This window comes from Nitrospirillum guanabarense (genome assembly GCF_034653355.1).
GTDB lineage: Bacteria > Pseudomonadota > Alphaproteobacteria > Azospirillales > Azospirillaceae > Nitrospirillum.
Genome location: NZ_JAYEER010000003.1, coordinates 1,720,880 through 1,740,847, shown reverse-complemented (window position 1 = coordinate 1,740,847; position 19,968 = coordinate 1,720,880). Strand labels below are relative to the sequence as shown.

The following is a 19,968-nucleotide window of genomic DNA, read 5'->3' as shown; positions in this document are numbered from 1 at the left end:
TGGCCCTATCAGGATTTGGTCGGGGCCGGCGCGTCGGCGCCAGCGTGTTCGGCATGCCGCACCGGGGCCGCCACCGGGACCACCGGCACGGGCTCGGCCGCCGCCTCCGGTGTCGATTCCGGCAGGATCAGGGGCATGGCGGGGGAGCCGATGGCCGGCGGCTCGGCTTCCGCCGACGTGGCTTCGGGTTGGGTTTCGATGGCTCCCTCCGGGGCACCCTCTGGGGCACCTTCGGGTGCCGCGATGGGCGCGGGCGTCACCTCGGTCGCCGTCGCCGACGCGGTGGGATTGATCTCCAGCGCCTGGCGCACGCTGTCGGTGGGGTCCACCATCCTGGTGACCTCGGCCGTCAGGTCGAACTGCGCCACCTTCTGCGCCTGCTTGCGCAGATCCTCCAGCTCGGCCTGGCGCACCATGTCATCCAGGTGGGACTGGAAGTCACGGGCCAGCAGGCGCGCCTTGCGCATCCACTTGCCGGCGGTATAGAGCGCCACCGGCAGGTCCTTGGGTCCGATGACGACCAGCGCCACCACACCGATAAGCGCGAGTTCGGACCATGCGATGTCGAACATGGGCGGCGTGCCTTATTCCCGACAATTCCCCGACGTCGGCCCATAACGGCGGCGGGCGCGCTAGCACCCCGGCCGTTCGGCGCGACGGATCCGTCCAGCGAGGCCGGCGTCAGCCTGGCCCCGAACCGGTTCAGCCCTTGGAAACGGTGTCCTTGGGCGCGGAGGTCGTCGAGGCGTCCGTGTGGCCGTCGATCGAGCGGGGCGCGGACGCGCCGCCTTCTTCCTGTTCGTTCAGGCCGGCCTTGAAGTTCTTAATGCCCTTGCCGAAGTCGCCCATCATACGGGGCAGGCGGTTGCCGAACAGCAGCAGGGCGATGAAAAGAACGATCAGCCAATGCCAGATGCTAAAAGAGCCCATGGGTGGGTCCCGTGTCCTGAATAAGGTGTAGGTCGATTACGACGCCCGTGAAGGCGCGGCACTATGGCATGGCGGCGCCGCCCGCCGCAATGCTTGGCCTCCCAGAGATGGGGACGACCGGCGCCCGATGTAAGCCCCCCGCCCGGCGCCGGTCATCCCGTCGCATCAGCGCCACGCCCAGCGGTCACCGGACTGGGTCACATAGCGGTCAATGACATAGCGCCAGGGGATGATGAACCAGTAGATGGCACCGATACCCACTGCGAAGATGTTTTCCGCCATGCCGTCGTCGATGTGACCGGACATCCAGGCCGGCAGCGCCACCCGCGCCAGCCAGATCATCTTCCACGTCAATTCGAACATCAGCAGGGGCAGCATCTGCAGTGGATAGCGCACACCCAGCAGGCACAGCAACGTCAACGCCCCCAACATGCAACGGACCACGCCCTGGTTGAAGCTCCAGTCCGCCGCCGGGTCCAGGATCTCGGGCCAGGTCAGCCCGCCCATGGCCAGCGCGATCAACAGATAGCCCGCCCGCAACAGATAAAGCCGAAACACCGATATCGTCATTTCCCTGTCCCCTGTTTTGATTTTGATGGGCACGCCCGGCGACCGGGCCCTATTCCACTTCGCGTAGGATGCGTTCCACCGCAGCAAGGCTGGCGGCCAGCTTGGCCATGTCGCCCGTCAGCGCCGCCAGGGCGGCCCGGGTCTCCGCCTGGGCCGCGATCGCCCGCTCGGCCAGGGCGCGATAGCCGGCCTCGGTCTCTAGCTTGGCGCGAGCCGCCACGGCGGCGGAGAAGTACTTGAAGCCGAAGATCAGCACGAAGGTGCCGAAGAACAGCAGCAGGGTGAGCAGATAGATGCTGGGCGACATTTCTTTATTCCTTCGGCTTCAGAGTCTTATTCGGTCTTGGCGCTGAGCGTCTCCACCGCCCGGACCAGCAGGTCCGGCGTGAGATCCACCGCGAAATCCGCCACCGTGAAGAAGTTCAACGCCTTGCCGTCCGGCGACAGCTCCAGCTGGCTGGTGACCAGCCCCGCCTCCTCCAGCTTCTGCAGGTGCAGGTGCAGCAGCGGCCGGCTGATGCCGACCTGCCGCGCCAGCTGGCTGACGTAGCTGCGACCCTCCGCCTTCAGCGTGGCCAGGATCCGCAGCCGGTGCGGATTGGCCAGCGCCGACAGCATCAGCAGCAGGTGGTCTCCAGTGATGGACAAGCGCAAACCTCATCAAACATATGTCAGTAAATTCTTACAGGTGTCAGCGAATTGCAAGCGCCTTTTTCCGGCGCCCGCATCGACCCCACGTCCCAGGGCTTGACGGACGGCGCCGGCTGGCGTCTCTGGCCCCACACGGTTTCAGTTTTGTTGAAGGCAAGATCTGGTCATGAGCGACACCCCCACCATCCCTCCCGTGCACGTCATTGGCGGCGGCATGGCCGGCAGCGAGGCCGCTTGGCAGCTGGTGCAGGCCGGCGTGCCCGTGGTGCTGCATGAGATGCGGCCCGTGCGGGGGACGGAGGCGCACCAGACCGAGCATTTCGCCGAGCTTGTCTGCTCCAACTCCTTCCGTTCCGATGATCATGAATACAACGCGGTGGGCCTGCTGCATGAGGAGATGCGGCGCTGCGGCTCCCTCATCCTGGCCTGCGCCGATGAGCACAAGGTGCCGGCCGGCGGCGCGCTGGCCGTGGACCGCGACGCGTTCGCCCAGGCCGTCACCGCCAAGCTGACCGCCCACCCGCTGGTGACCGTGGTGCGGGACGAGGTGGCGGGCCTGCCGCCCGAGGAATGGGACAGCGTCATCGTCGCCACCGGCCCCTTGACTTCACCCGCCCTGGCGCAGGCCGTGCTGGACCTGACGGGAGAGGCGCAGTTGTCCTTCTTCGACGCCATCGCCCCCATCGTCCATTTCGACAGCATCGACCTCAGCAAGGCCTGGTTCCAGTCGCGCTATGACAAGGTTGGCCCCGGTGGCACGGGCAAGGACTACATCAACTGCGCCATGGACAAGGCTCAATACGAGGCCTTCATCCAGGCCCTGATCGAGGCCCCCAAGACCGAGTTCAAGGAATGGGAAAAGGACACGCCCTATTTCGAGGGCTGCCTGCCCATCGAGGTCATGGCAGAACGGGGCCTGGACACCCTGCGCTACGGCCCGATGAAGCCAGTGGGCCTGACCAATCCGCATGACGAGCGCCGGCCCTATGCCGTCGTGCAATTGCGCCAGGACAACGCCCTGGGCACGCTGTACAACCTGGTCGGCTTCCAGACCAAGATGAAGTACGCCGACCAGACGCGGGTCTTCCGCATGATCCCGGGCCTGGAGAACGCGGAGTTCGCGCGCCTGGGCGGCCTGCACCGCAACACCTTCCTGAACAGCCCCCGCCTGCTGGACCCGACCCTGAGGCTGAAGGCCGCCCCGCGCCTGCGCTTCGCCGGCCAGATCACCGGCTGCGAGGGCTATGTGGAGAGTGCGTCCGTTGGCCTGATGGCCGGCCGTTTCGCCGCCGCCGAACGGCTGGGAACCATCCTGCCCACCCCCCCCGTCACCACCGCCCTGGGCGCCTTGCTGAACCACATCACCGGCGGGGCGGAGGCCGAGACCTTCCAGCCCATGAACGTGAACTTCGGCCTGTTCCCCCCGCCCGAGGAGCGCGACGCGCGCGGCCGCGAGCTGCGCGGCAAGGAGCGCAAGCTGGCCTACACGCGCCGGGCGCTCAACGACTTGGCGGGTTGGCTGGGGTAAGGGACCCTATCACCACCTGCCGCTCAATGCCGCCCAGGCCAGCCGCGCGGCCCGCAGGCCATCGGGGCGCAGCAGCTCCGGGGCCAGCGGATCGTGGCCGGCCTTGGCCAGGCGGGCCAGCGACAGGCTGGCCAGGCGGGCCGGTAGCAGGGCGGGCACGGCGGCGCGCGGAAGTTGACCGCGCAGGCGCCGGGCGGCTGTCAGCTCGGCCTGTGCCGCATCCGCGATCTCCTTGGCCACGACGGCCAGGCCGGGCTGGGGCTTCAGCTCGAACAGGGCGGCCTCATCCACGCCATGCTTCCGCATGAGATCGGCCGGCATGCGCGAGCGATGGGCGCGGGCCAGGAAGGGCACGGCGCGCAGGATGCCGGCCAGGGCCCAGCCCCGACCGACATGGGCCGCCACCGTCGCGGCGGCCCCCTCCGGCGCGACGCCGAGGATCTGCAGCGCCAGGCGCACCAGCGGAGCGGACGTCACCTCGGCATAGCTCACCAGACAGGAGAGATCCGCCGGCGCCGCGTCGTCCATGTCGGCCTCGCGCGCATCCACCAGCAGCTCGAACTGCACGCGGTCAAGGCCGTGGCGTTGCGCCGCCTGGGCCAGGGGTTGCACCACCTCATGCCGGCGGGGTTCACCCTCATAGATGCCGGCGATGCTGTCGCGCCACCACTGCAGGCGGATCTGGCCCAGCATGGGCTCGGTCACCACCTCGCGCGTCTTCGCCACCTCGTGGTTGAAGGCGTACAGCGCGGCCAAATCCTCCCGCCTGTCCGCCGGGGCGAACAGCAGGGTCAGGAAGCGGTCCGGATCCTGGCGGCGGACGGTGTCCAGGCAATAGGACAGGGTGGGCTGGGCGGTGGGGGCCATGGCGCTGCGCATCCGGCGAAAAAGAGGCCGCCTTTATGAACCGCCCGCCCCGCCCCTGACCAGCGCCACCTTCACCACCCCGCCTCCCTCCCAAAGGACGATAGCCGGCCGCCGCCGTGCCGGGGCCGGCGTCTTGACGATCTTCGCCAGAATGCTAGGATACGTTTATAGAAAATATTTTCGTTATACGAAAAAGAACGGGGAGGACAACGATGCCGCTAGCGGCCGTGCACGGGGATCGCCTGACACCTGACCACCACCTGCGCCGCCGCAAGGCGCGCTCCGCCCTCACCCGCATGACCTCGCGGCTGGCGCTGACGGCCGCCCTGTTTTCCGGCGGCAGCGCGCTGGGCCAGACCAACGCCGCGAGCGACAACAGCGCCGTCGGCCAGTTGGAGGACATCCTGGTCATCGCCCGCAAGCGCGCGGAAAAGCTGACCGACGTGCCGGCGGCGGTGACGGCCTTCACCGAAATGCAGATCGAGGCCGCCGGCATCACCGCCCCCCGCGACTTCATCGCCATGACACCCAACGTGACGCTGGTGGAAACCCAGAACGTGGGCACGGCGTTCGTGGTCGTGCGCGGCATCGGCCAGGCGCGCAACAGCGAGCCGTCGACCGCCGTGGTGGTGGACGGGGTGCAGCAGGTGAACCCGTCCCAGTTCAACCAGGACCTGTTCGACATTGCAGGGATCGAGGTGCTGAAGGGTCCGCAGGGTGGCCTGTACGGCCGCAACGCCATCGGCGGCGCCATCCTCATCACCACCAAGGAACCGACCGACGCCTACGAGTTCAAGGTCAAGGCGGGGGTGGAGAACGGCCCCGGCTATACCGAGCAGGCCACGGCCAGCGGCGCCATCGTCCCCGGCAAGCTGAAGTTCATCGGCTCCATCAGCCACACCAGCAACGACGGCACCATCAAGAACGCCTACCTGGATACCGAGGCCAACCCGGTCAAGCAGACCTCAGGCCGGCTGAAGCTGCTGTTCACGCCCACCGAGGATCTGACCGTGGACACGCGCTTTTCCATGTCGGAACTGGATACGCGCGGCTTCTACTACAACATCGTCAGCGACGTGAACGACACCAGCCTGCCGGTGCGGGTCAACAACGCCGGCATCGACAATCGCCGCCTGCTGGACGCCTCCGTCAAGGTCGACTGGAACCTGGGCTTCGCCACCGCCACCTCGGTCACGGCCTATGACGTGGTGCGCGAGATCGTCACCGGCGACGCCTTCGACTTCCTGCCCATCAACAAATCCTTCTTCAAGGGACTGCTGGGCTTCGACATGAACCAGAGCCAATTCCTGGACGTAAAGGCGGTCAGCGAGGATTTCCGCCTGACTTCGCCCAACGAGGGCTTCCTGCGCTGGATCGTCGGCGGCTATCTCATCCATACCGACCGCTACATCTCCACCGGCAATATGGTGGACACCGGCAACGGCGTCTTCCCCGTCTACCGCAGCCCCAGCACCAACCCGCTGAACCCGCAGGCGACCTTCCTGGCCGACAGCCAGGACAACATGGCCTGGGCGCTGTACGGCGACCTGACGGCGGAACTGACCGACCAGCTGGAACTGGCGCTGTCGCTGCGCTACGACAGCGACAACCGGCGCAACACCACCCTGACCCCTACCGCCTTCCTGCCCAACATCCCGGGCTTCCCCCAGGGGGTCAGCGGCGAGGTGCGCGAGCGCACCTTCGACCGGGCCCAGCCCAAGATCGTGCTGCGCTACAAGCCGGACACGACCACCACCCTGTATGCCGACTGGGGGCGCGGCTTCCGCAGCGGCGGCTTCAACCAGACGGGCGTGGGCGCCGTGGCTGCGGCCAACGGCATTCTGGGCGTATCCGACGTGTTCCAAGCGGAATGGGCGGACACCTATGAGCTGGGCTTCAAGAAGACCCTGTTCGACCGCCGGCTGGAGGTGGAGGGCGCCGGCTTCTACACCCGCTCCCACAATCCCTATTTCTTCGTCTTCCTGGCCGCCAACTCCACCCAGAACCTGGGAAACCTCGGCCTGGTGGAATACAAGGGCGCCGACGCCGGCCTGACCGCCCACCTGACGGACAGCCTGCAGGCCAGCATCGGGGCGGGCTACACCGACAGCAACATCACGGAATCCACCGATCGCACGGTCATCGGCAACCAGGCGCCCGGCGTTTCCAAGTACACCATCAACGCCGCCCTCCAGCACACCTGGGACTTCGGCAAAAGTTCATCCCTGGTCTCCCGCCTGGAATACCAGCGCATCGGCGATACCTATTGGGATCCGCAGAACTCCACCGTGCGCGACCCTGTCGATCTGGTGGACCTACGCACCACCTACACCCGTGACGACTGGTCCGTGGCCCTGTGGGCAAAGAACGTCTTCGACAAGCGCTACAACGCCGAATATTCGCCCGGCGGCTTCGTCTTCAAGGCTCTGCCCCGCCGCTTCGGGGCGGAGGCCACCTTCTGGTTTTAAACCCCACCTTCATCCCGGCCGTCACCACCGCCGGCCGGGATATTGGGGCCGCCCCGGACCGACCTCCAGGGCGGCCCTTCTTTATTGCGCGGCCTGCTTGGCGGCCACGCCGGCCACGAAACGGCCCTGGGCGCGGGCGATGGCCAGTTCGTTGGCGCTGGGCTGGCGCTCGCCCTTGGGGCCGGCGATCGTGCTGGCGCCGTAGGGTGTGCCGCCCGTAACCTCATCCATCATCGTCAGGCCCGGCTCGGAATAGGGTACGCCACAGATCACCATGCCGTGATGCAGCAACGTGGTGTGGATGGAGGTCAGGGTGGTTTCCTGGCCGCCATGCTGGCTGGCGGTGGAGGTGAAGGCGGCGCCCACCTTGCCGACCAGCGCCCCCTGGGCCCACAGCGGTCCCGTCTGATCCAGAAAATTGCGCATCTGTGCTGCCATGTTGCCGAAGCGGGTAGGCGCACCGATGATCACGGCGTCGTAGTGCCCCAGCTCCGCCGGATCGGCCAGGGGGGCCTTCTGATCCAGCTTGGCATGCGCCTTGGCCGCCACGTCGGGCGGCATCAGCTCCGGCACGCGCTTGACCGTGACCTCGGTGCCGGCGACCTCGCGGGCCCCGTCGGCGATGGCATAGGCCAGCGTCTCCACATGGCCGTAGGTGCTGTAATAGAGGACCAGGACCTTGGTCATGGCGGTGTTCTCCATGGTGTTGAGGGTGGGATCAAGGTTGGGTCGGTCAGCGCGATAGCCAATCCGCCAATAGGGTGGTGGTGGCCTCGGGCGCCTCCAGCGTCACCATGTGGCCGCAGCGGGGGATGATGGCCAGGCGGCCCTGGGGAATGGCCTCGGCGATGGCGGCCTGCTGCGCGGGCGGGCTCCACGGGTCATCCTCCCCACCCAAGATCAGGGTGGGACACGTCAATGTGGGAAGCACATCGCGTGCGTCCCGGCGATTTAGCGCCGCCCGGATCTGCCCCTCATGGATGGCCGGCGTGGCCCGGCACCACATCGCCTCCAACCGCCCCACCAGCTCCGCATCCCCGCGGCGATCGGGATGCAGCACCGGCGGCAGCCAGCGGCAAGCCAGCGCCGTCATGCCCTGTTCCCAGGCGAAGCGGATCAGTTCCTCCCGCTGCGCCGCCTCGTTGGGCAGCACGGGATGCACGCCCGTGCTCAGCAGGGCCAGCCGCTCCACCCGTTCCGGCGCCTTGCGCATAATCTCCAGCGCCACCCGGCCGCCCATGGAATGACCGGCCAGCGCGAACCGGGGCGGGGCATCGTCCAGCACCTGGTCGGCCATGGCGTCAAAGCTGTCCTGGCCCCAGAAGTCCGCCACCTGGATCATCCGGCGGGAGGATAGGGCCGCGATCTGCGGTTCCCAGACGGTGCGGTCGCACAGCAGGCCGGGCAGCAGGACCAGGGTGGGCTGGGGGACAGGCTCGGATGCCATGGATATCGCTCTCCCTGCGATCTAAAATTCGTTTATCGAATTCTTTTTCTAATATCGCATAGTAGCAGCGCCCATCGGGCGGCGCAATCGCCGGCGGCCCTTGCGGTCGCTTGACAAGGACAAGCGGCCAAGCCGACCCTCCCGCCGCCTGTAGGCATGATTTGAAGAAGCGAAGGATGCGCGGCATGGATGAGGACGCGGGCACGGAGGGCGAAAGCCGCCGCGAAGAGATGGCCGGGCTGGCCAAAGGCCTCAGCGTGCTGCTGGCCTTCAATCACGACCACCCCAGCCTGTCGCTCAGCGAGATCGCCACCATCACCGGCTTGGCGCCGGCAACCGCGCGCCGCTGCCTTCTGACCCTGCAATCCCTGGGCTATGTCGGCTCGGTCAAGCGCCGCTTCTTCCTGCGGCCCAAGGTGCTGGACCTGGGGGCCGCCTATCTGGAGGCCCTGGACATCGAGCGCCTGGCCTCGGTACCGCTGACGGAACTGGCCAACGCCACGTCGGACAGCGCGTCCATCAGCGTGCTGGACGGGGAGGACATCATCTATGTCGCCCGCGCCTCCGTCCGCACCCTGGTGCGGCTTGAGGCGCATGTCGGCAGCCGCTTCCCCGCCTTCGCCACCGCCATGGGCCGCGTGCTGCTGGCGGCCTTGCCCGACCCCATGCTGCGCGCCTTCCTGGACAAGGCGGCCATCGCGCCCATCACCGAGAAAACCGTGGTGGACCGTGACCAACTGTTCGACCTGATCACCCAGGTGCGCAAGGACGGCTACTGCGCGGTTGAGGATGAATTGGCCTACGGCGTCGTCTCCCTGGCCGTGCCCCTGAAGGACCAGGGTGGGCGCACCATCGCCACCCTGAATTCCGCCAGCCATTCCAAGCGCTATGCCAAGGACCAGCTGGTGGCCGAGCGCCTGGACCATCTGCGCGGTGTGGCCGACCAGATTTCCCGCGAGCTGCGCCGCCTGCCCTCGGGTAACGGGCTGCTGCCCGTGGCCGACACGATGGCCCTGGGCCGCTGATGGGTCGGCGCTGATCAGCCGGGCCAGGCGCCAGGGTTCTCGGCCAGGGCGGCACGGATGCCGGCGCTGTGCTGGCCCAGCAGCGGGGCCGCCACCACCGCGTCGTCGCGGGCGCCACCATAGGCGAAGGGCGAGCGTACCAGGCGGCTTGCCCCCTCGATCCGCTTGGCCACGGGCACCAGCATCTTCAGGTGCTCCACCTGTGGATCCGCGGCGGTGTCGGCGATGGAATTCACCGGGGCGAAGGGCAGGTCCGTATCGCTCAGCAGCGCCACCCACTCCGCCCGCGGCCGGGTCGCGAAGATGGCGTTCAGCGCCGCCACCAACTGTGGATAATGGTCGATGCGGGCCAGGCGGGTGGCGAAGCGCGGATCCTGGGTCAGGGCCTGCCCACCGATGCCGGCCACCAGCGCGTCCCAGAACTTCTCCAGTGACGACATGTGCACGGCCACGTGCTTGCCGTCGCCGCAGGTCAGGATCATGGCCTGGGCCAAGCGGGGCCGATCCATGCCCGTCGGCACCTCGCCCAGGGCGAAATAGCCGGCGAAGGGTTCGATGGCGAAGTGCATCATCGCCTCCAGCATGGAGATTTCCAGCAGGCGACCCGCGCCCGTCCGCCCCCGTTCCACCAGCGCACCCAGGATGCCCAGGGCGGCGTACAGGCCGGTGATGGCGTCGGCCAGGGCGGGGCCCAGCAGGCGCGGGTTGGCGGGGTCGATGGCGACACTGAGGAAGCCGCTCAGCGCCTGGGTCACGCTGTCATAGCTGGGCCGGCGGCTGTAGGGCCCGTCCGGGCCGAAGCCGCTGATGGAGCAATAGACCAGCCTGGGATTCACCGCCGACAGGTCGTTCCAACCGGCACCGATGCGGCCGGCGACGCCGGGGCGGAAGTTCTGGATATAGACGTCGGCGCTGCTGACCAGCCCGTGGAACAGCGTGCGGTCCTCCGCCTTCTTCAGGTCCAGGCACAGGCTGCGTTTGGCATGGTTGTAGGCCTGGAAGTGAGCACTGTAGTGCCCGTCCTTGAAGGTGCGGTAGGGGTCGCCGCCCTCGGGCGATTCGATCTTGATGACGTCCGCGCCCAAATCCGCCAGCAGCATGGCGGCACAGGGACCCGTGATGAACGTCCCCTGCTCCACCACCCGTATGCCTTTCAGCACCTCAACCATCAGCCTGCAACCTTTCGACTATCCGTTCTCATCCACTCAATTCTCATCGGCGACAAAACCGTCCGGCGCCGGCCCGTCGTACCGGATGGCGCCGCTCGCCGCGTGCGACATGCGGAAGCCGATAGGGCGCCCCTGCTCCTCCAGCAGGTGGGCCACCAGGCTGGCGGTGCGCGCCAGCAGGGGCACGCCCTTGACCGCCAGCAGCGGGAATCCCGCGTCCAGCAGCACGGCTGGAATGGCGGCCGACACGTTCATCTTCAGCGGCTTGCCCACCAGGTCGGGCAGCAGGTGTTCCGCCCGGCGCGCCACCTCCATGTGCGGGCCCGCCAGCGACGCCTCCTCCGCCAGGGTGAACAGGCGCAGGGCGCGGGGATCGCCGTCCTTGTGCAAGGGATGGCCATACCCCGGAATGGCCCGCTTCTCCGCGCGATAGGCCCGCACGGTGGCGGTGATGGCGGCGTCCAGGTCGCCGTCGTTGCCGCCGGCCACGTCCAGCACCTGGCTCTGGAAGCGGCCCGCCGCCTCGGCACTGCCCAGGATGACGGAGCCGCAGCCAAGCAGGCCGGCGGCGACGGCGCCCTGCAGGGCCTCCGGCGCGGCGGCAAGGGTCATGCGCGCCGCCTGCACGCTGGGCACCAGCCCATGCTCGGCGATGGCCACCAGGGTGGCGTCCAGCACGCGCCGCTGGGCCGCCGTGGGCAGGGTGCCGCAGATCAGCAGCCAGACATGGTCCGTGAAGCTGACCGCGCCCATCAGGTCCCGGGTCAGGTCATGACCCCGGACGATGATGGTCTCGGCATTGGAGCCGGAAATGGCCGTGGTCGGCGTCGTGTCAGGTCCGATCTTCATCAATGGCTTTCCTTGAGGCGGCGGTGGCCGTCGCCTTGACGTCTGTAGGAACGGCGTCGGTTCATTGCGGGCGGTACAGATTGTTGGAACGGTGGTCGCCGCCCAGCCAGCGGGCGAGGTCGGCGTGCGCGTTGCGCTTGCGCTCCTCATCCGTGTCCTCGATGCCGGGCGCGTCCACCGTCAGCTCCACGATCAGGCCGTTGGGGTCGCGCACGTACAGCGACTGGCAATATCCATGGTCCAGGAAATAGCAGTCGTCCGACGGCTCGGGCACGCCGGCGGCGCGGAATCGGCCGTGGACGGCGGCCTGGGTCGCGGCGTCCACCTTGAGCGCGATGTGATGGAAGGGCGAGGGCGGCATGGCCGGGCCGAACAGGGCCTGGTCCTCAGGGCTGGCGAATTGGAAGAAGGCCAGGGCGCCGCCATCGCCGAGCGCGAAGAAGCAGTGGCAATAGACCCGGTCGGCGCCGAACAGATGGTCGGTCTCGCAATAGGTGGCCACCAGCGGCATGCCCACCAGATCCTCATAAAAGCGGCGCGTCGCCTCCATATCCGCCGTGACATAGGCGTTGTGGTGCAGCCGCAGCGGCACCCCGGCCCCCGCCGTTCCAGCCTGAACAGTCATGCCCCGCCCTCCCCTGCCTTATTTTCGTATATCGAATATATATTCGATGTTCGTATGTTAGGCAAGCGGGCCGGGAAGGTCAAGGCGGCCCCACGTCCATGCCCCTTCCGCGCCTTTCCTCCCACCCACTTCGGCCCTCTCCCAAACGCAAGCTTCATCCGGCGACCAAGCTCTGGCACTCTGTGTCCCTATCCCGCGTCCCTCCGCTGCCCGGACAGAAGACCGCCCATGGCCGACTTCCGTATCAAGACCGCCCATATCGGACGCACGCGCGCGGCCCCTCGCCGCCCGCCCGTCCAGGGTGGCTACGCCTCGGCCCTGCGGCGGGTGCCCAAGGCCATGCGACGCCACGCGGCGGCCTTCGCCTCGTTCCTGAAGCTGGCGCACGACATCACCGGCGACGCCAACCTGGAGCCGGAGGCCAAGATCGCCCAGCTGGACGCGCTGGAACGGGCGCTGGTCAGCGGCGGCGGCGTGCCCTCATGGCTCAGCCCCGCCCTGGAACTGAAGGCCAGCCTGGCGATCACTGGCGGTTCCTCCCTCCATGCCCGGCAGCTGCTGCAGGCGTTCCGCCGCGATGCGGAGGGGTACAGGGCGCGGACCTGGGGCGATGTGCTGATGGCTTGCCGGCTGGCGGCCAACCCGGTGGGCCACCACGTCCTGGAACTTTATGGTGAAAGCGCCGACGCGCTGGCCGCCACCGACGCGTTGTGCACCGCCATCCGGCTGCTGCGGGTGGTGCAGGAATGCCGCGACGACTGGGTGCGGCTGGGCCGCTGCTATTTCCCGCTGGATTGGTTCGACGCCGTGGGCGCCAGTCCGGAACATCTGGTGGAGCACCGGGCGACCCCGGCCGTCCGTGTCGTGCTGGACCGCATGCTGGATCGTATCGACCGCCAGCTGGACCATGCCCGCGCCCTGCCGGGCGCGCTGCGCGACCCCGGCTTGCGCATGGAAACGGCCGTGCTGCTGCACGCCGCGCGCCTGATGGCCGGGCGCCTGCGCCGTCGCGACCCCTTGGCCCAAGGCATCAGCCTGGGCCCCCTGGCCCGCGGCTGGGTCATGATCCGCGCCCGGCTGGCCCTGGCGCGCAGCATGGCGGGCATGGCGCCGGCCCCACCCTCCGGCCCGCCCATCGACCCGGGCGGGGAGAGTGATCAGGACACCCCCGGGCCGGAACGGCATCCGCAGCAATAAGGTTAATCTTTCCGCCCCCAAACCGGTTCTATTCGCTTCCCGGGATGGGAATGTTCGTGTTACCCCCTTGCTCCGGGTGCGCAAACCAGGGCGCGGGCGGCTGCCCTGATGTGATCGCGCCCACATGCCCGGGCGTCCCCGCCGGGGCATGATTTCGTTGAAGAATAACGGTCCCGGTGGACCGCCGGCCCCCGCATGACGGCCGCGTCGGCCCACTCCCGAATAACCCCGTAGAAGACGAGGAAAACCATGGCTTTCGAACTTGCCCCTCTGCCCTACGCCAAGGACGCCCTGCAGCCCTACATGTCGTCCGAGACGCTGGATTTCCACCACGGTAAGCACCACAACGCCTACGTGACCAAGCTGAACGAGCTGATCGCCGGTACCGCGTTCGAGGGCCAGAGCCTGGAGGACATCGTCAAGGCGACCGCCGGCAAGGCCGAGTCCCAGGCCATCTTCAACAACGCCGGCCAGCACTGGAACCACACCTTCTTCTGGAACAGCCTGACCCCGAAGGCCTCGGCCATCCCCGGTGAACTGGAGAAGCGCATCATCTCCGACTTCGGCAGCGTCGAGGCCTTCAAGAAGGCCTTCGTGGACGCCGGCATCGGGCAGTTCGGCAGCGGCTGGGCCTGGCTGGTGGAAGACACCAAGGAAGGCAAGCTGAAGATCACGAAGTCGGCCAACGCCGACACGCCGCTGGCCCACGGCCTGAAGCCGCTGATCACCGCCGACGTGTGGGAACACGCCTACTACATCGACTACCGCAACCGTCGCCCCGACTTCCTGAAGGCCTTCGTCGACACGCTGGCCAACTGGGAATTCGCCGCCCAGAACCTGGGCTGACGAACCTCGGCCGATGACCCTGGGCTGAAAAGCCCGGGGCGGAAGCTCAAATACGAACCCCGGCCTTCTTGCGAGGGCCGGGGTTTTTGTTCGCCTGAATTCCGGGGGCGCTCAAGCCGGCAGCAAAGCCGCGGCGACGCGGCGGCCTTCCGCCAGCAGCACATTATAGGTGCGGCAGGCGGCACCCGTGTCCATGGCATCAATGCCGCCCAGCCCGCGTTCCTTGACGGCACGGCGCAGGGTGGAGGTGAACAGCTGCATGGTGGGCCCGGTGCCCAGCAGCACGATCTCCAGCGACGGCTGTTCGGCGATCAGGGCCGCGAAATCATCCGGCTGCAGGCCGGCGAACCCACCGACGGTCCAGGGGATGGTGCGGTCAGGGAAGACGATGATGGGCGTCTCATAGACCACGTTGCTGACGCGGAAGCGGCCGGGACCGTAGGCGTCGATGACCTGGCGGTCTGCCGGAATCAGGGGGGTGATGTCCATGGGCTTACAGCCCTCCCACAATGAAAAAGGCCTGACACTCGCCCCTTGGGGGATGCGGGTGCCGGGCCTTTTACCTGGCGTGCGGCGGCATCGGTTTCAAACCCGACCCGCCCTGGCTCACTTGGAATCGGTCTCGGTCTTGGCTGGTTCGGTCTTGGCCAGCACGGTGGTGATGGTGCTGCGCAGGACGCGGAACTTCACGCCTTCGCCGGCGTCGATGGTGACCTCGTCGTTGTCGCCGACCTTCACCACGGTGCCGATGATGCCGCCGCCGGTGACGACCTTGTCGCCGCGGCGCAGCGACTCCAGCATGTTCTTGTGTTCCTTCATCTTCTTCTGCTGCGGGCGTATCAGGAAGAAGAACATGACCAGGAACACCGCCACGTAGGGCAGGATACCCATCAACTGGCTTGAATCGACGGGGCCGGCGCCGCTGGTGGTCTGGGCCTGGGCGGTGGACACGAACATGGGACGGTTGCTCCAGCGTGCGGGAATATCAGAACCAACGGGGCGGGCATGCCCACGTTTGGGCGCGACTATACCGACCGCCGGCCATGTTGCAACCCAATCTCAGCCCCCCGCCCGGCGCGGGTTGCCCGCCCGCCGCCATCCCCGTACCGTTCACCGGTTGAATAGGCAGGCAGGCGCCAACCCGCCGCCCCCTCCCCGGGGTGGCGATGACGGCGCCGTAAGAAATCGACAGAAGGAAACCAGCCCCGTGACCGCCCCCGTGCCGCTTGAATCCGCCCTGCTGCCGCTGCTGGCCCGCATCGCCGACGCGCTGGACCGCCTGGCCCCTCCGCCGCCGGGCCCCATCGACTTCCATGCGGCCGACGCCTTCGTCTGGCATGCCGAAGGCGACCGCCTCAGCCCGGTGCCCGAGGTGTCCAAGGTGGACATCGGCCTGCTGCGGGGCGTGGAGCGCCAGCGTGACATCCTGCTGGAGAACACCCGTCGCTTCGCCCAAGGCCTGCCCGCCAACAACGCCCTGCTGTGGGGTGCGCGCGGCATGGGCAAAAGTTCGCTGGTGAAGTCGGTGCACGCGGCGGTGAACCAGGAGGCGGGCACATCGGCCGGCCACGGCCCCCTGGCGCTGGTGGAAATCCACCGCGAGGATATCCCCTCCCTGCCGCGCCTGCTGGCCGCCGTGCGCGACAGCGGCCGCCGCTTCGTCCTGTTCTGCGACGATCTGTCCTTCACCAACGACGACGCCCATTACAAGTCGCTGAAGGCCGTGCTGGAGGGCGGGGTGGAGGGGCGGCCGGCGAACGTCGTGTTCTACGCCACGTCCAACCGCCGCCACCTGATGCCCCGCGACATGATCGACAATGAGCGGTCCACGGCCATCAACCCGTCGGAGGCGGTGGAGGAGAAGGTCAGCCTGTCGGACCGCTTCGGCCTGTGGCTGGGCTTCCACAACTGCGACCAGGACACCTACTTCGCCATGGTTGACGGCTATGCCGCGGCCTTGGGCCTGACCCTGTCCTCGGAGGAACTGCACGCCCGCGCCGTGGAATGGGCGGTCACGCGCGGCAACCGTTCCGGCCGGGTCGCCTGGCAATTCATCCAGGACATCGCCGGCCAGAAAGCCGCGCCTGGCGCCTGAGTCGTTGAACCGCCGTTAACGGCCCATTCAACTTTTCCCAGCGAAGCGTTTGAAACCGGATCGGGAGTCGCCTTCAAGGCAACTCCTGGTCCGGGGCATGTAACGGGTTATGGCTTCCGATTCTCCCGGGTTTTCGCCGTAATGGGGCGCGTAACTCGACCACCCATTACTCTAGCCCCCCAAGTTTTCCCCCATTTCTGCAATTCCAAGGGGGAAACCACTTCTTTTCAATACAAACAAGATAAATTCGGTTATAGTCCGTCCAACAAAACCTGCAACAAGTGACAAACAACGCCAGGGCTGGACATGACACAACCGATATCCGATTCCAATGACGACCTGCAGATCATCGCCCTGACCGGAAAGATCGTCACGAGCTATGTTGCCGGTAACACGCTGGCGCCCGCCGCCCTGCCTGATCTGATCAAGCAGGTGCACGACACCCTGCGTCGTCTGGTCACGCCCGAGGAAGTGGTCGCCACCCCGGCGGAGCCGCTGACCCCGGCCGTTCCGATCCGCAAGTCGGTCACCCCCGACTACATCGTGTGCCTGGAAGACGGCCGCAAGCTGAAGATGTTGAAGCGCCACCTGCGCACCGCCTACGGCCTGTCGCCGGAGGAATACCGCGTGAAGTGGGGCCTGCCCTCCGATTACCCCATGGTCGCCCCCAACTATGCCGAGCAGCGTTCGGGTTTGGCCAAGGCCATCGGCCTGGGCCAGCGTTCTCGGACAGAGGGGAAGCCCAGCGGCAAGCGTCGCCGCAGCAGCGCCGCCGCCGAGTAAGGCTCCGGCGCATACTGTCACAGCGAAGAAGGCGGGCCGTGTTGCCTGCCTTCTTCATTTGGGCTTTTCACATCGGACCTTCAACTGAGAAGCCCCTGTCCCAAGCCCCCGGTTCATGATCCCCAGCCGGGCGCCGGTTCGCCCAAGGCGCCCGGTGAGGGTGCAGCCGGCCCGTTGGGGCCAGGCGGCGGCAAGGGGCGCAGCTGGAACCGCTCATCCGCCGGCACGGCGATGCGGGACAGGTCGTAGCCGGGCAGGTGCGGCTGGTCCAGCCTGTCCACCATCATGATGTTCCAGACGCCGTGGGGCTGCCCCTCCAGCGCGCGTACAGCCAGATCCACGGCGATGCGGGCCTGCACGATGGGGGAATCGGAGGCCGCGAGTTCCACGGTGCCGTCGCGGATCAGGTCGGTGATACCGTCGGTGACATAGGTGGCCACCAGGTGGGTGCCGCCGTCGTGGCGGGAACGCAGATAGTTCGCCGCCGCCTGGATGGCGACCGCGTTGCCAAAGACCACGTCGAGGTCCGGCACCTGATCGAACAGGGCGCGCACCAGATCCATCTGCGTCGCCATTCCCGTGGCGCCATAGCTGCCGTGGATGACCTCCACGCCCGCGCGCCGCAGGACGCCCAGGGCCGACGCTTCCATGGCATCCGCCCATTCCGCGCCCTTGGGGCCCGGCAGCCACCCCACCTTCAGCGGCCGGCCAGCCGCCTTTTCCCATTCCGCGCGGTGCGCCAGGATATGGTCTGCGCCTAAGCGGCCGTTCTCGCGAAAGTTTCCCAGGATGTGGGCGGTGACGTAGGGGGAGGCCATGCCGTTGATGAGATCGATCAGCGGGCGGCCGCTGTCGGCGATGGCCGCGGCCTCGGCGTCCAGCCCGTCGCTGGTGATGGCGGCCACGATATAGGCGTCGGGCTTCAGCGCACGGCAGGCGTCCAACTGCGCCTTCTGCACATCCAGCTTGTCGTAGCCACCCGCCTGGTAGACACCTATGACGACACCCTGCCGTTCGGCCTCACGCGCCAGCCCCCAGGACACGCCCCACCAGAGCTTGTCCTGCACGCCCGGCAGCAGGGCGCAGACCCGCCAGGGACGCGCCGCCCGCGCCAAGGGGACATAGGGGCCCACATGCCCATCGCGCGACACCGATACCGGTGGCCAGCTGTCCGGCGCCGGCGACATCTGGCCGGCGGATCCCGGCGGCACGCCCGCTTGCGCCTTTCCCAATTCCAAAACCATACCGGCCATGGCGAGAAGGCCCCCCAGCCCCCGCCACCGACACCGGCTTCGCCCAAAAGCCATGCCTGCCCCCGCGTTGCTTCCCCCAATCTGACACCCCAGGCGTGGCGATGAAAGGCCGACGGCGCGACGGCGCGCGCCTTCTTCCCGGTCTTTCGAGGCGCTGCAGGGTCCGGGCGGCATCGGTCGTACCAGGGGCAAGACGGGATGTTTCCCCTGGCGCCGGACGTGGCCTTGAAACCCCGGGCGCGGAAACATCGGGACGCCGATCCAGGAATCGGCCTGTTCGAGGACATCTGAATGACCTTGCAAGCGGCCATCGCCACCAACCAATTCGGTCTGGGCGCCCGCCCCGGCGACATCGCGGCGGCCCAATCCGACCCCCGCGGCTGGCTGGAGGAACAGTTGGCGCGAAACGACGGCGTGCCGCCGGACCTGCGGGACGTGGAGGACAGCGCCACCCGCCTGGCCGCGACCTACGCCGCCCGCAAGGAAAAGGACGAGGAAGCGCGCAAGCCCTTGCGCGAGGCGCTGCGCGCAGCCTATCGCGGCGACGCGGCCCGGCGCACCCGGGCGGCGATCGCCACCGACGCGCCGCTGCGCGAACGGCTGGTGCACTTCTGGTCCAACCACTTCACCGTTTCCACCAGCCGGCCCATCGTCGCCGCCGCCGTGGTCCCCTATGAGAACGAGGCGATCCGCCCGCATGTCACCGGCCGTTTCGCCGATATGCTACTGGCCGTGACCCGCCATCCGGTCATGCTGGCCTATCTGGACAACGCCGTGTCCGCCGAACCGGACAGCATGGCCGGCATCCGGCGCCAGCGCGGCTTGAATGAAAACCTGGGCCGCGAACTGCTGGAACTGCACACCCTGGGCGTGGACGGCGGCTATAGCCAGGCGGACGTGCGGGAACTGGCCCGCATCCTGACGGGCTGGAGCATCGCGGCCGAGCGGGATCGCGACACCGGCGTCTTCCTGTTCCGCCCCAACCTGCACGAGCCGGGCGACAAGATCCTGCTGGGCCAGCGCTACAGCGAGGACGGCATGGGCGAAGGCTTGCTGGCCCTGCAGCGCCTGGCCCGCCATCCGGCCACGGCCCGCCACGTCGCCACCAAGCTGGCCCGCCACTTCGTCGCCGACGAACCGCCACCGGCCGTGGTGGCGGCGCTGGAGAAACGCTACCGCGACAGCGACGGCCATCTGGGGGAGGTGACCCGCACCCTGCTGCGCCAGGATGCGGCGTGGACGCCCGAGGCCCGCAAGATAAAGACGCCGACGGAACTGGTGGTTTCCACCGCCCGCGCCCTGGGGGCGGACATCCACCCGGCGGCGGACGACGGCGACACCGACATGAAGACGGCACGCACCGAGCCCGCCCTGCGCTCCCTGGCCTTGCTGGGGCAGTTGCCCTTCGCCGCCCCCTCGCCCGCCGGCTGGCCCGACCAAGCCGCCGATTGGGTGGGGCCGGAAGCCATGGTGCAGCGTGTCGACTGGGCCTTGACCGTGGGGGAAAAGCTGGGCGACCGCATCGACCCCCGCCAGATCGCAGAGCAGGCGCTGGGCCCGTTCGCGGGTGACGCCACCCGCCAGGCCGTGGCCCGCGCGCCCAGCGCCGCCGAGGGCCTGGCCCTGCTGATCTCCGCCCCCGAATTCCAGCGGCGCTGAAGGAGT

The 19,968-nt window shown here is 67.9% G+C and carries 22 protein-coding genes; 8 read left to right on the top strand and 14 right to left on the bottom strand.

The window, feature by feature from the left end:
• Positions 1 to 8: 8 nt before the first annotated feature.
• The 5 genes from tatB to UAA55_RS16940 all read right to left on the bottom strand — a co-directional run bounded on the left by tatB (position 9) and on the right by UAA55_RS16940 (position 2,148).
• Entirely contained in the window at positions 9 to 572 is a 564-nt protein-coding gene (gene tatB, locus UAA55_RS16960; protein WP_322954159.1) for a Sec-independent protein translocase protein TatB, read from the bottom strand.
• A gap of 130 nt (positions 573 to 702) precedes the next feature.
• A complete protein-coding gene (locus tag UAA55_RS16955; RefSeq protein ID WP_088873272.1) occupies positions 703 to 930 on the bottom strand; it encodes a Sec-independent protein translocase subunit TatA in 228 nt (75 codons plus the stop codon).
• A gap of 165 nt (positions 931 to 1,095) precedes the next feature.
• Positions 1,096 to 1,500: a hypothetical protein gene (locus UAA55_RS16950; protein ID WP_088873271.1), complete on the bottom strand. Its 405-nt coding sequence runs from the start codon at positions 1,498 to 1,500 to the stop codon at positions 1,096 to 1,098.
• 49 nt (positions 1,501 to 1,549) lie between these two features.
• Positions 1,550 to 1,807: a hypothetical protein gene (locus tag UAA55_RS16945; RefSeq protein ID WP_088873270.1), complete on the bottom strand. Its 258-nt coding sequence runs from the start codon at positions 1,805 to 1,807 to the stop codon at positions 1,550 to 1,552.
• A gap of 26 nt (positions 1,808 to 1,833) precedes the next feature.
• On the bottom strand, positions 1,834 to 2,148 hold the full coding sequence (locus UAA55_RS16940; RefSeq protein WP_322954157.1) for an ArsR/SmtB family transcription factor: 315 nt from the start codon (positions 2,146 to 2,148) through the stop codon (positions 1,834 to 1,836).
• Between the two features lie 169 nt (positions 2,149 to 2,317).
• On the opposite strand from UAA55_RS16940, the gene trmFO reads away from it, so the two are divergent.
• Entirely contained in the window at positions 2,318 to 3,679 is a 1,362-nt protein-coding gene (gene trmFO / locus UAA55_RS16935) for a methylenetetrahydrofolate--tRNA-(uracil(54)-C(5))-methyltransferase (FADH(2)-oxidizing) TrmFO (protein WP_322954156.1), read from the top strand.
• Positions 3,680 to 3,688: 9 nt separating this feature from the next.
• Here the strand turns inward: trmFO and UAA55_RS16930 are convergent, their stop codons facing one another.
• Complete coding sequence (locus tag UAA55_RS16930) at positions 3,689 to 4,546, bottom strand: phytoene/squalene synthase family protein (RefSeq protein WP_322954155.1); 858 nt, start codon at positions 4,544 to 4,546, stop codon at positions 3,689 to 3,691.
• 212 nt (positions 4,547 to 4,758) lie between these two features.
• Between UAA55_RS16930 and UAA55_RS16925 the strand changes: the two genes are divergently transcribed.
• On the top strand, positions 4,759 to 7,014 hold the full coding sequence (locus tag UAA55_RS16925; protein ID WP_322954154.1) for a TonB-dependent receptor: 2,256 nt from the start codon (positions 4,759 to 4,761) through the stop codon (positions 7,012 to 7,014).
• 81 nt (positions 7,015 to 7,095) lie between these two features.
• Here UAA55_RS16925 and wrbA read toward each other — a convergent pair whose 3' ends face one another.
• Both wrbA and UAA55_RS16915 read right to left on the bottom strand, forming a co-directional pair.
• Complete coding sequence (gene wrbA / locus UAA55_RS16920; protein WP_322954153.1) at positions 7,096 to 7,701, bottom strand: NAD(P)H:quinone oxidoreductase; 606 nt, start codon at positions 7,699 to 7,701, stop codon at positions 7,096 to 7,098.
• Positions 7,702 to 7,747: 46 nt separating this feature from the next.
• Complete coding sequence (locus UAA55_RS16915; RefSeq protein WP_322954152.1) at positions 7,748 to 8,461, bottom strand: alpha/beta fold hydrolase; 714 nt, start codon at positions 8,459 to 8,461, stop codon at positions 7,748 to 7,750.
• 185 nt (positions 8,462 to 8,646) lie between these two features.
• Here UAA55_RS16915 and UAA55_RS16910 point away from each other — a divergent pair, with 185 nt between their 5' ends.
• Positions 8,647 to 9,486, top strand: coding sequence for an IclR family transcriptional regulator domain-containing protein (locus UAA55_RS16910; protein WP_322954151.1), 840 nt, complete (start codon positions 8,647 to 8,649; stop codon positions 9,484 to 9,486).
• Between the two features lie 14 nt (positions 9,487 to 9,500).
• Here the strand turns inward: UAA55_RS16910 and UAA55_RS16905 are convergent, their stop codons facing one another.
• From UAA55_RS16905 to UAA55_RS16895, 3 genes are all read right to left on the bottom strand, one after another.
• Positions 9,501 to 10,655: a CaiB/BaiF CoA transferase family protein gene (locus tag UAA55_RS16905; protein WP_322954150.1), complete on the bottom strand. Its 1,155-nt coding sequence runs from the start codon at positions 10,653 to 10,655 to the stop codon at positions 9,501 to 9,503.
• Positions 10,656 to 10,691: 36 nt separating this feature from the next.
• Entirely contained in the window at positions 10,692 to 11,504 is an 813-nt protein-coding gene (locus UAA55_RS16900) for a citryl-CoA lyase (protein ID WP_322954149.1), read from the bottom strand.
• Positions 11,505 to 11,565: 61 nt separating this feature from the next.
• Positions 11,566 to 12,129: a VOC family protein gene (locus tag UAA55_RS16895; protein ID WP_322954148.1), complete on the bottom strand. Its 564-nt coding sequence runs from the start codon at positions 12,127 to 12,129 to the stop codon at positions 11,566 to 11,568.
• A gap of 228 nt (positions 12,130 to 12,357) precedes the next feature.
• Here UAA55_RS16895 and UAA55_RS16890 point away from each other — a divergent pair, with 228 nt between their 5' ends.
• Together UAA55_RS16890 and UAA55_RS16885 are read left to right on the top strand one after the other, a co-directional pair.
• Positions 12,358 to 13,326 (top strand): squalene/phytoene synthase family protein, encoded by a 969-nt coding sequence (locus UAA55_RS16890; RefSeq protein ID WP_322954147.1) that lies wholly within the window; start codon positions 12,358 to 12,360, stop codon positions 13,324 to 13,326.
• Between the two features lie 249 nt (positions 13,327 to 13,575).
• On the top strand, positions 13,576 to 14,172 hold the full coding sequence (locus UAA55_RS16885) for a superoxide dismutase (protein WP_088873261.1): 597 nt from the start codon (positions 13,576 to 13,578) through the stop codon (positions 14,170 to 14,172).
• Positions 14,173 to 14,283: 111 nt separating this feature from the next.
• Here UAA55_RS16885 and UAA55_RS16880 read toward each other — a convergent pair whose 3' ends face one another.
• Both UAA55_RS16880 and yajC read right to left on the bottom strand, forming a co-directional pair.
• A complete protein-coding gene (locus tag UAA55_RS16880) occupies positions 14,284 to 14,661 on the bottom strand; it encodes an Mth938-like domain-containing protein (RefSeq protein ID WP_322954146.1) in 378 nt (125 codons plus the stop codon).
• A 117-nt stretch (positions 14,662 to 14,778) separates the two neighbouring features.
• Positions 14,779 to 15,129 carry a preprotein translocase subunit YajC gene (yajC, locus tag UAA55_RS16875; protein ID WP_322954144.1) on the bottom strand — a complete coding sequence of 117 codons (351 nt, stop codon included), beginning with the start codon at positions 15,127 to 15,129 and terminating at the stop codon, positions 14,779 to 14,781.
• Between the two features lie 250 nt (positions 15,130 to 15,379).
• Here yajC and UAA55_RS16870 point away from each other — a divergent pair, with 250 nt between their 5' ends.
• Entirely contained in the window at positions 15,380 to 16,267 is an 888-nt protein-coding gene (locus UAA55_RS16870; protein ID WP_322954143.1) for an ATP-binding protein, read from the top strand.
• Positions 16,268 to 16,573: 306 nt separating this feature from the next.
• Entirely contained in the window at positions 16,574 to 17,050 is a 477-nt protein-coding gene (locus UAA55_RS16865) for a Ros/MucR family transcriptional regulator (RefSeq protein WP_145614927.1), read from the top strand.
• Between the two features lie 113 nt (positions 17,051 to 17,163).
• Here UAA55_RS16865 and torT read toward each other — a convergent pair whose 3' ends face one another.
• Positions 17,164 to 18,303: a TMAO reductase system periplasmic protein TorT gene (gene torT, locus UAA55_RS16860; RefSeq protein ID WP_322954142.1), complete on the bottom strand. Its 1,140-nt coding sequence runs from the start codon at positions 18,301 to 18,303 to the stop codon at positions 17,164 to 17,166.
• 291 nt (positions 18,304 to 18,594) lie between these two features.
• Here torT and UAA55_RS16855 point away from each other — a divergent pair, with 291 nt between their 5' ends.
• A complete protein-coding gene (locus UAA55_RS16855; protein ID WP_322954141.1) occupies positions 18,595 to 19,962 on the top strand; it encodes a DUF1800 domain-containing protein in 1,368 nt (455 codons plus the stop codon).
• The last annotated feature ends 6 nt before the right edge of the window (positions 19,963 to 19,968 follow it).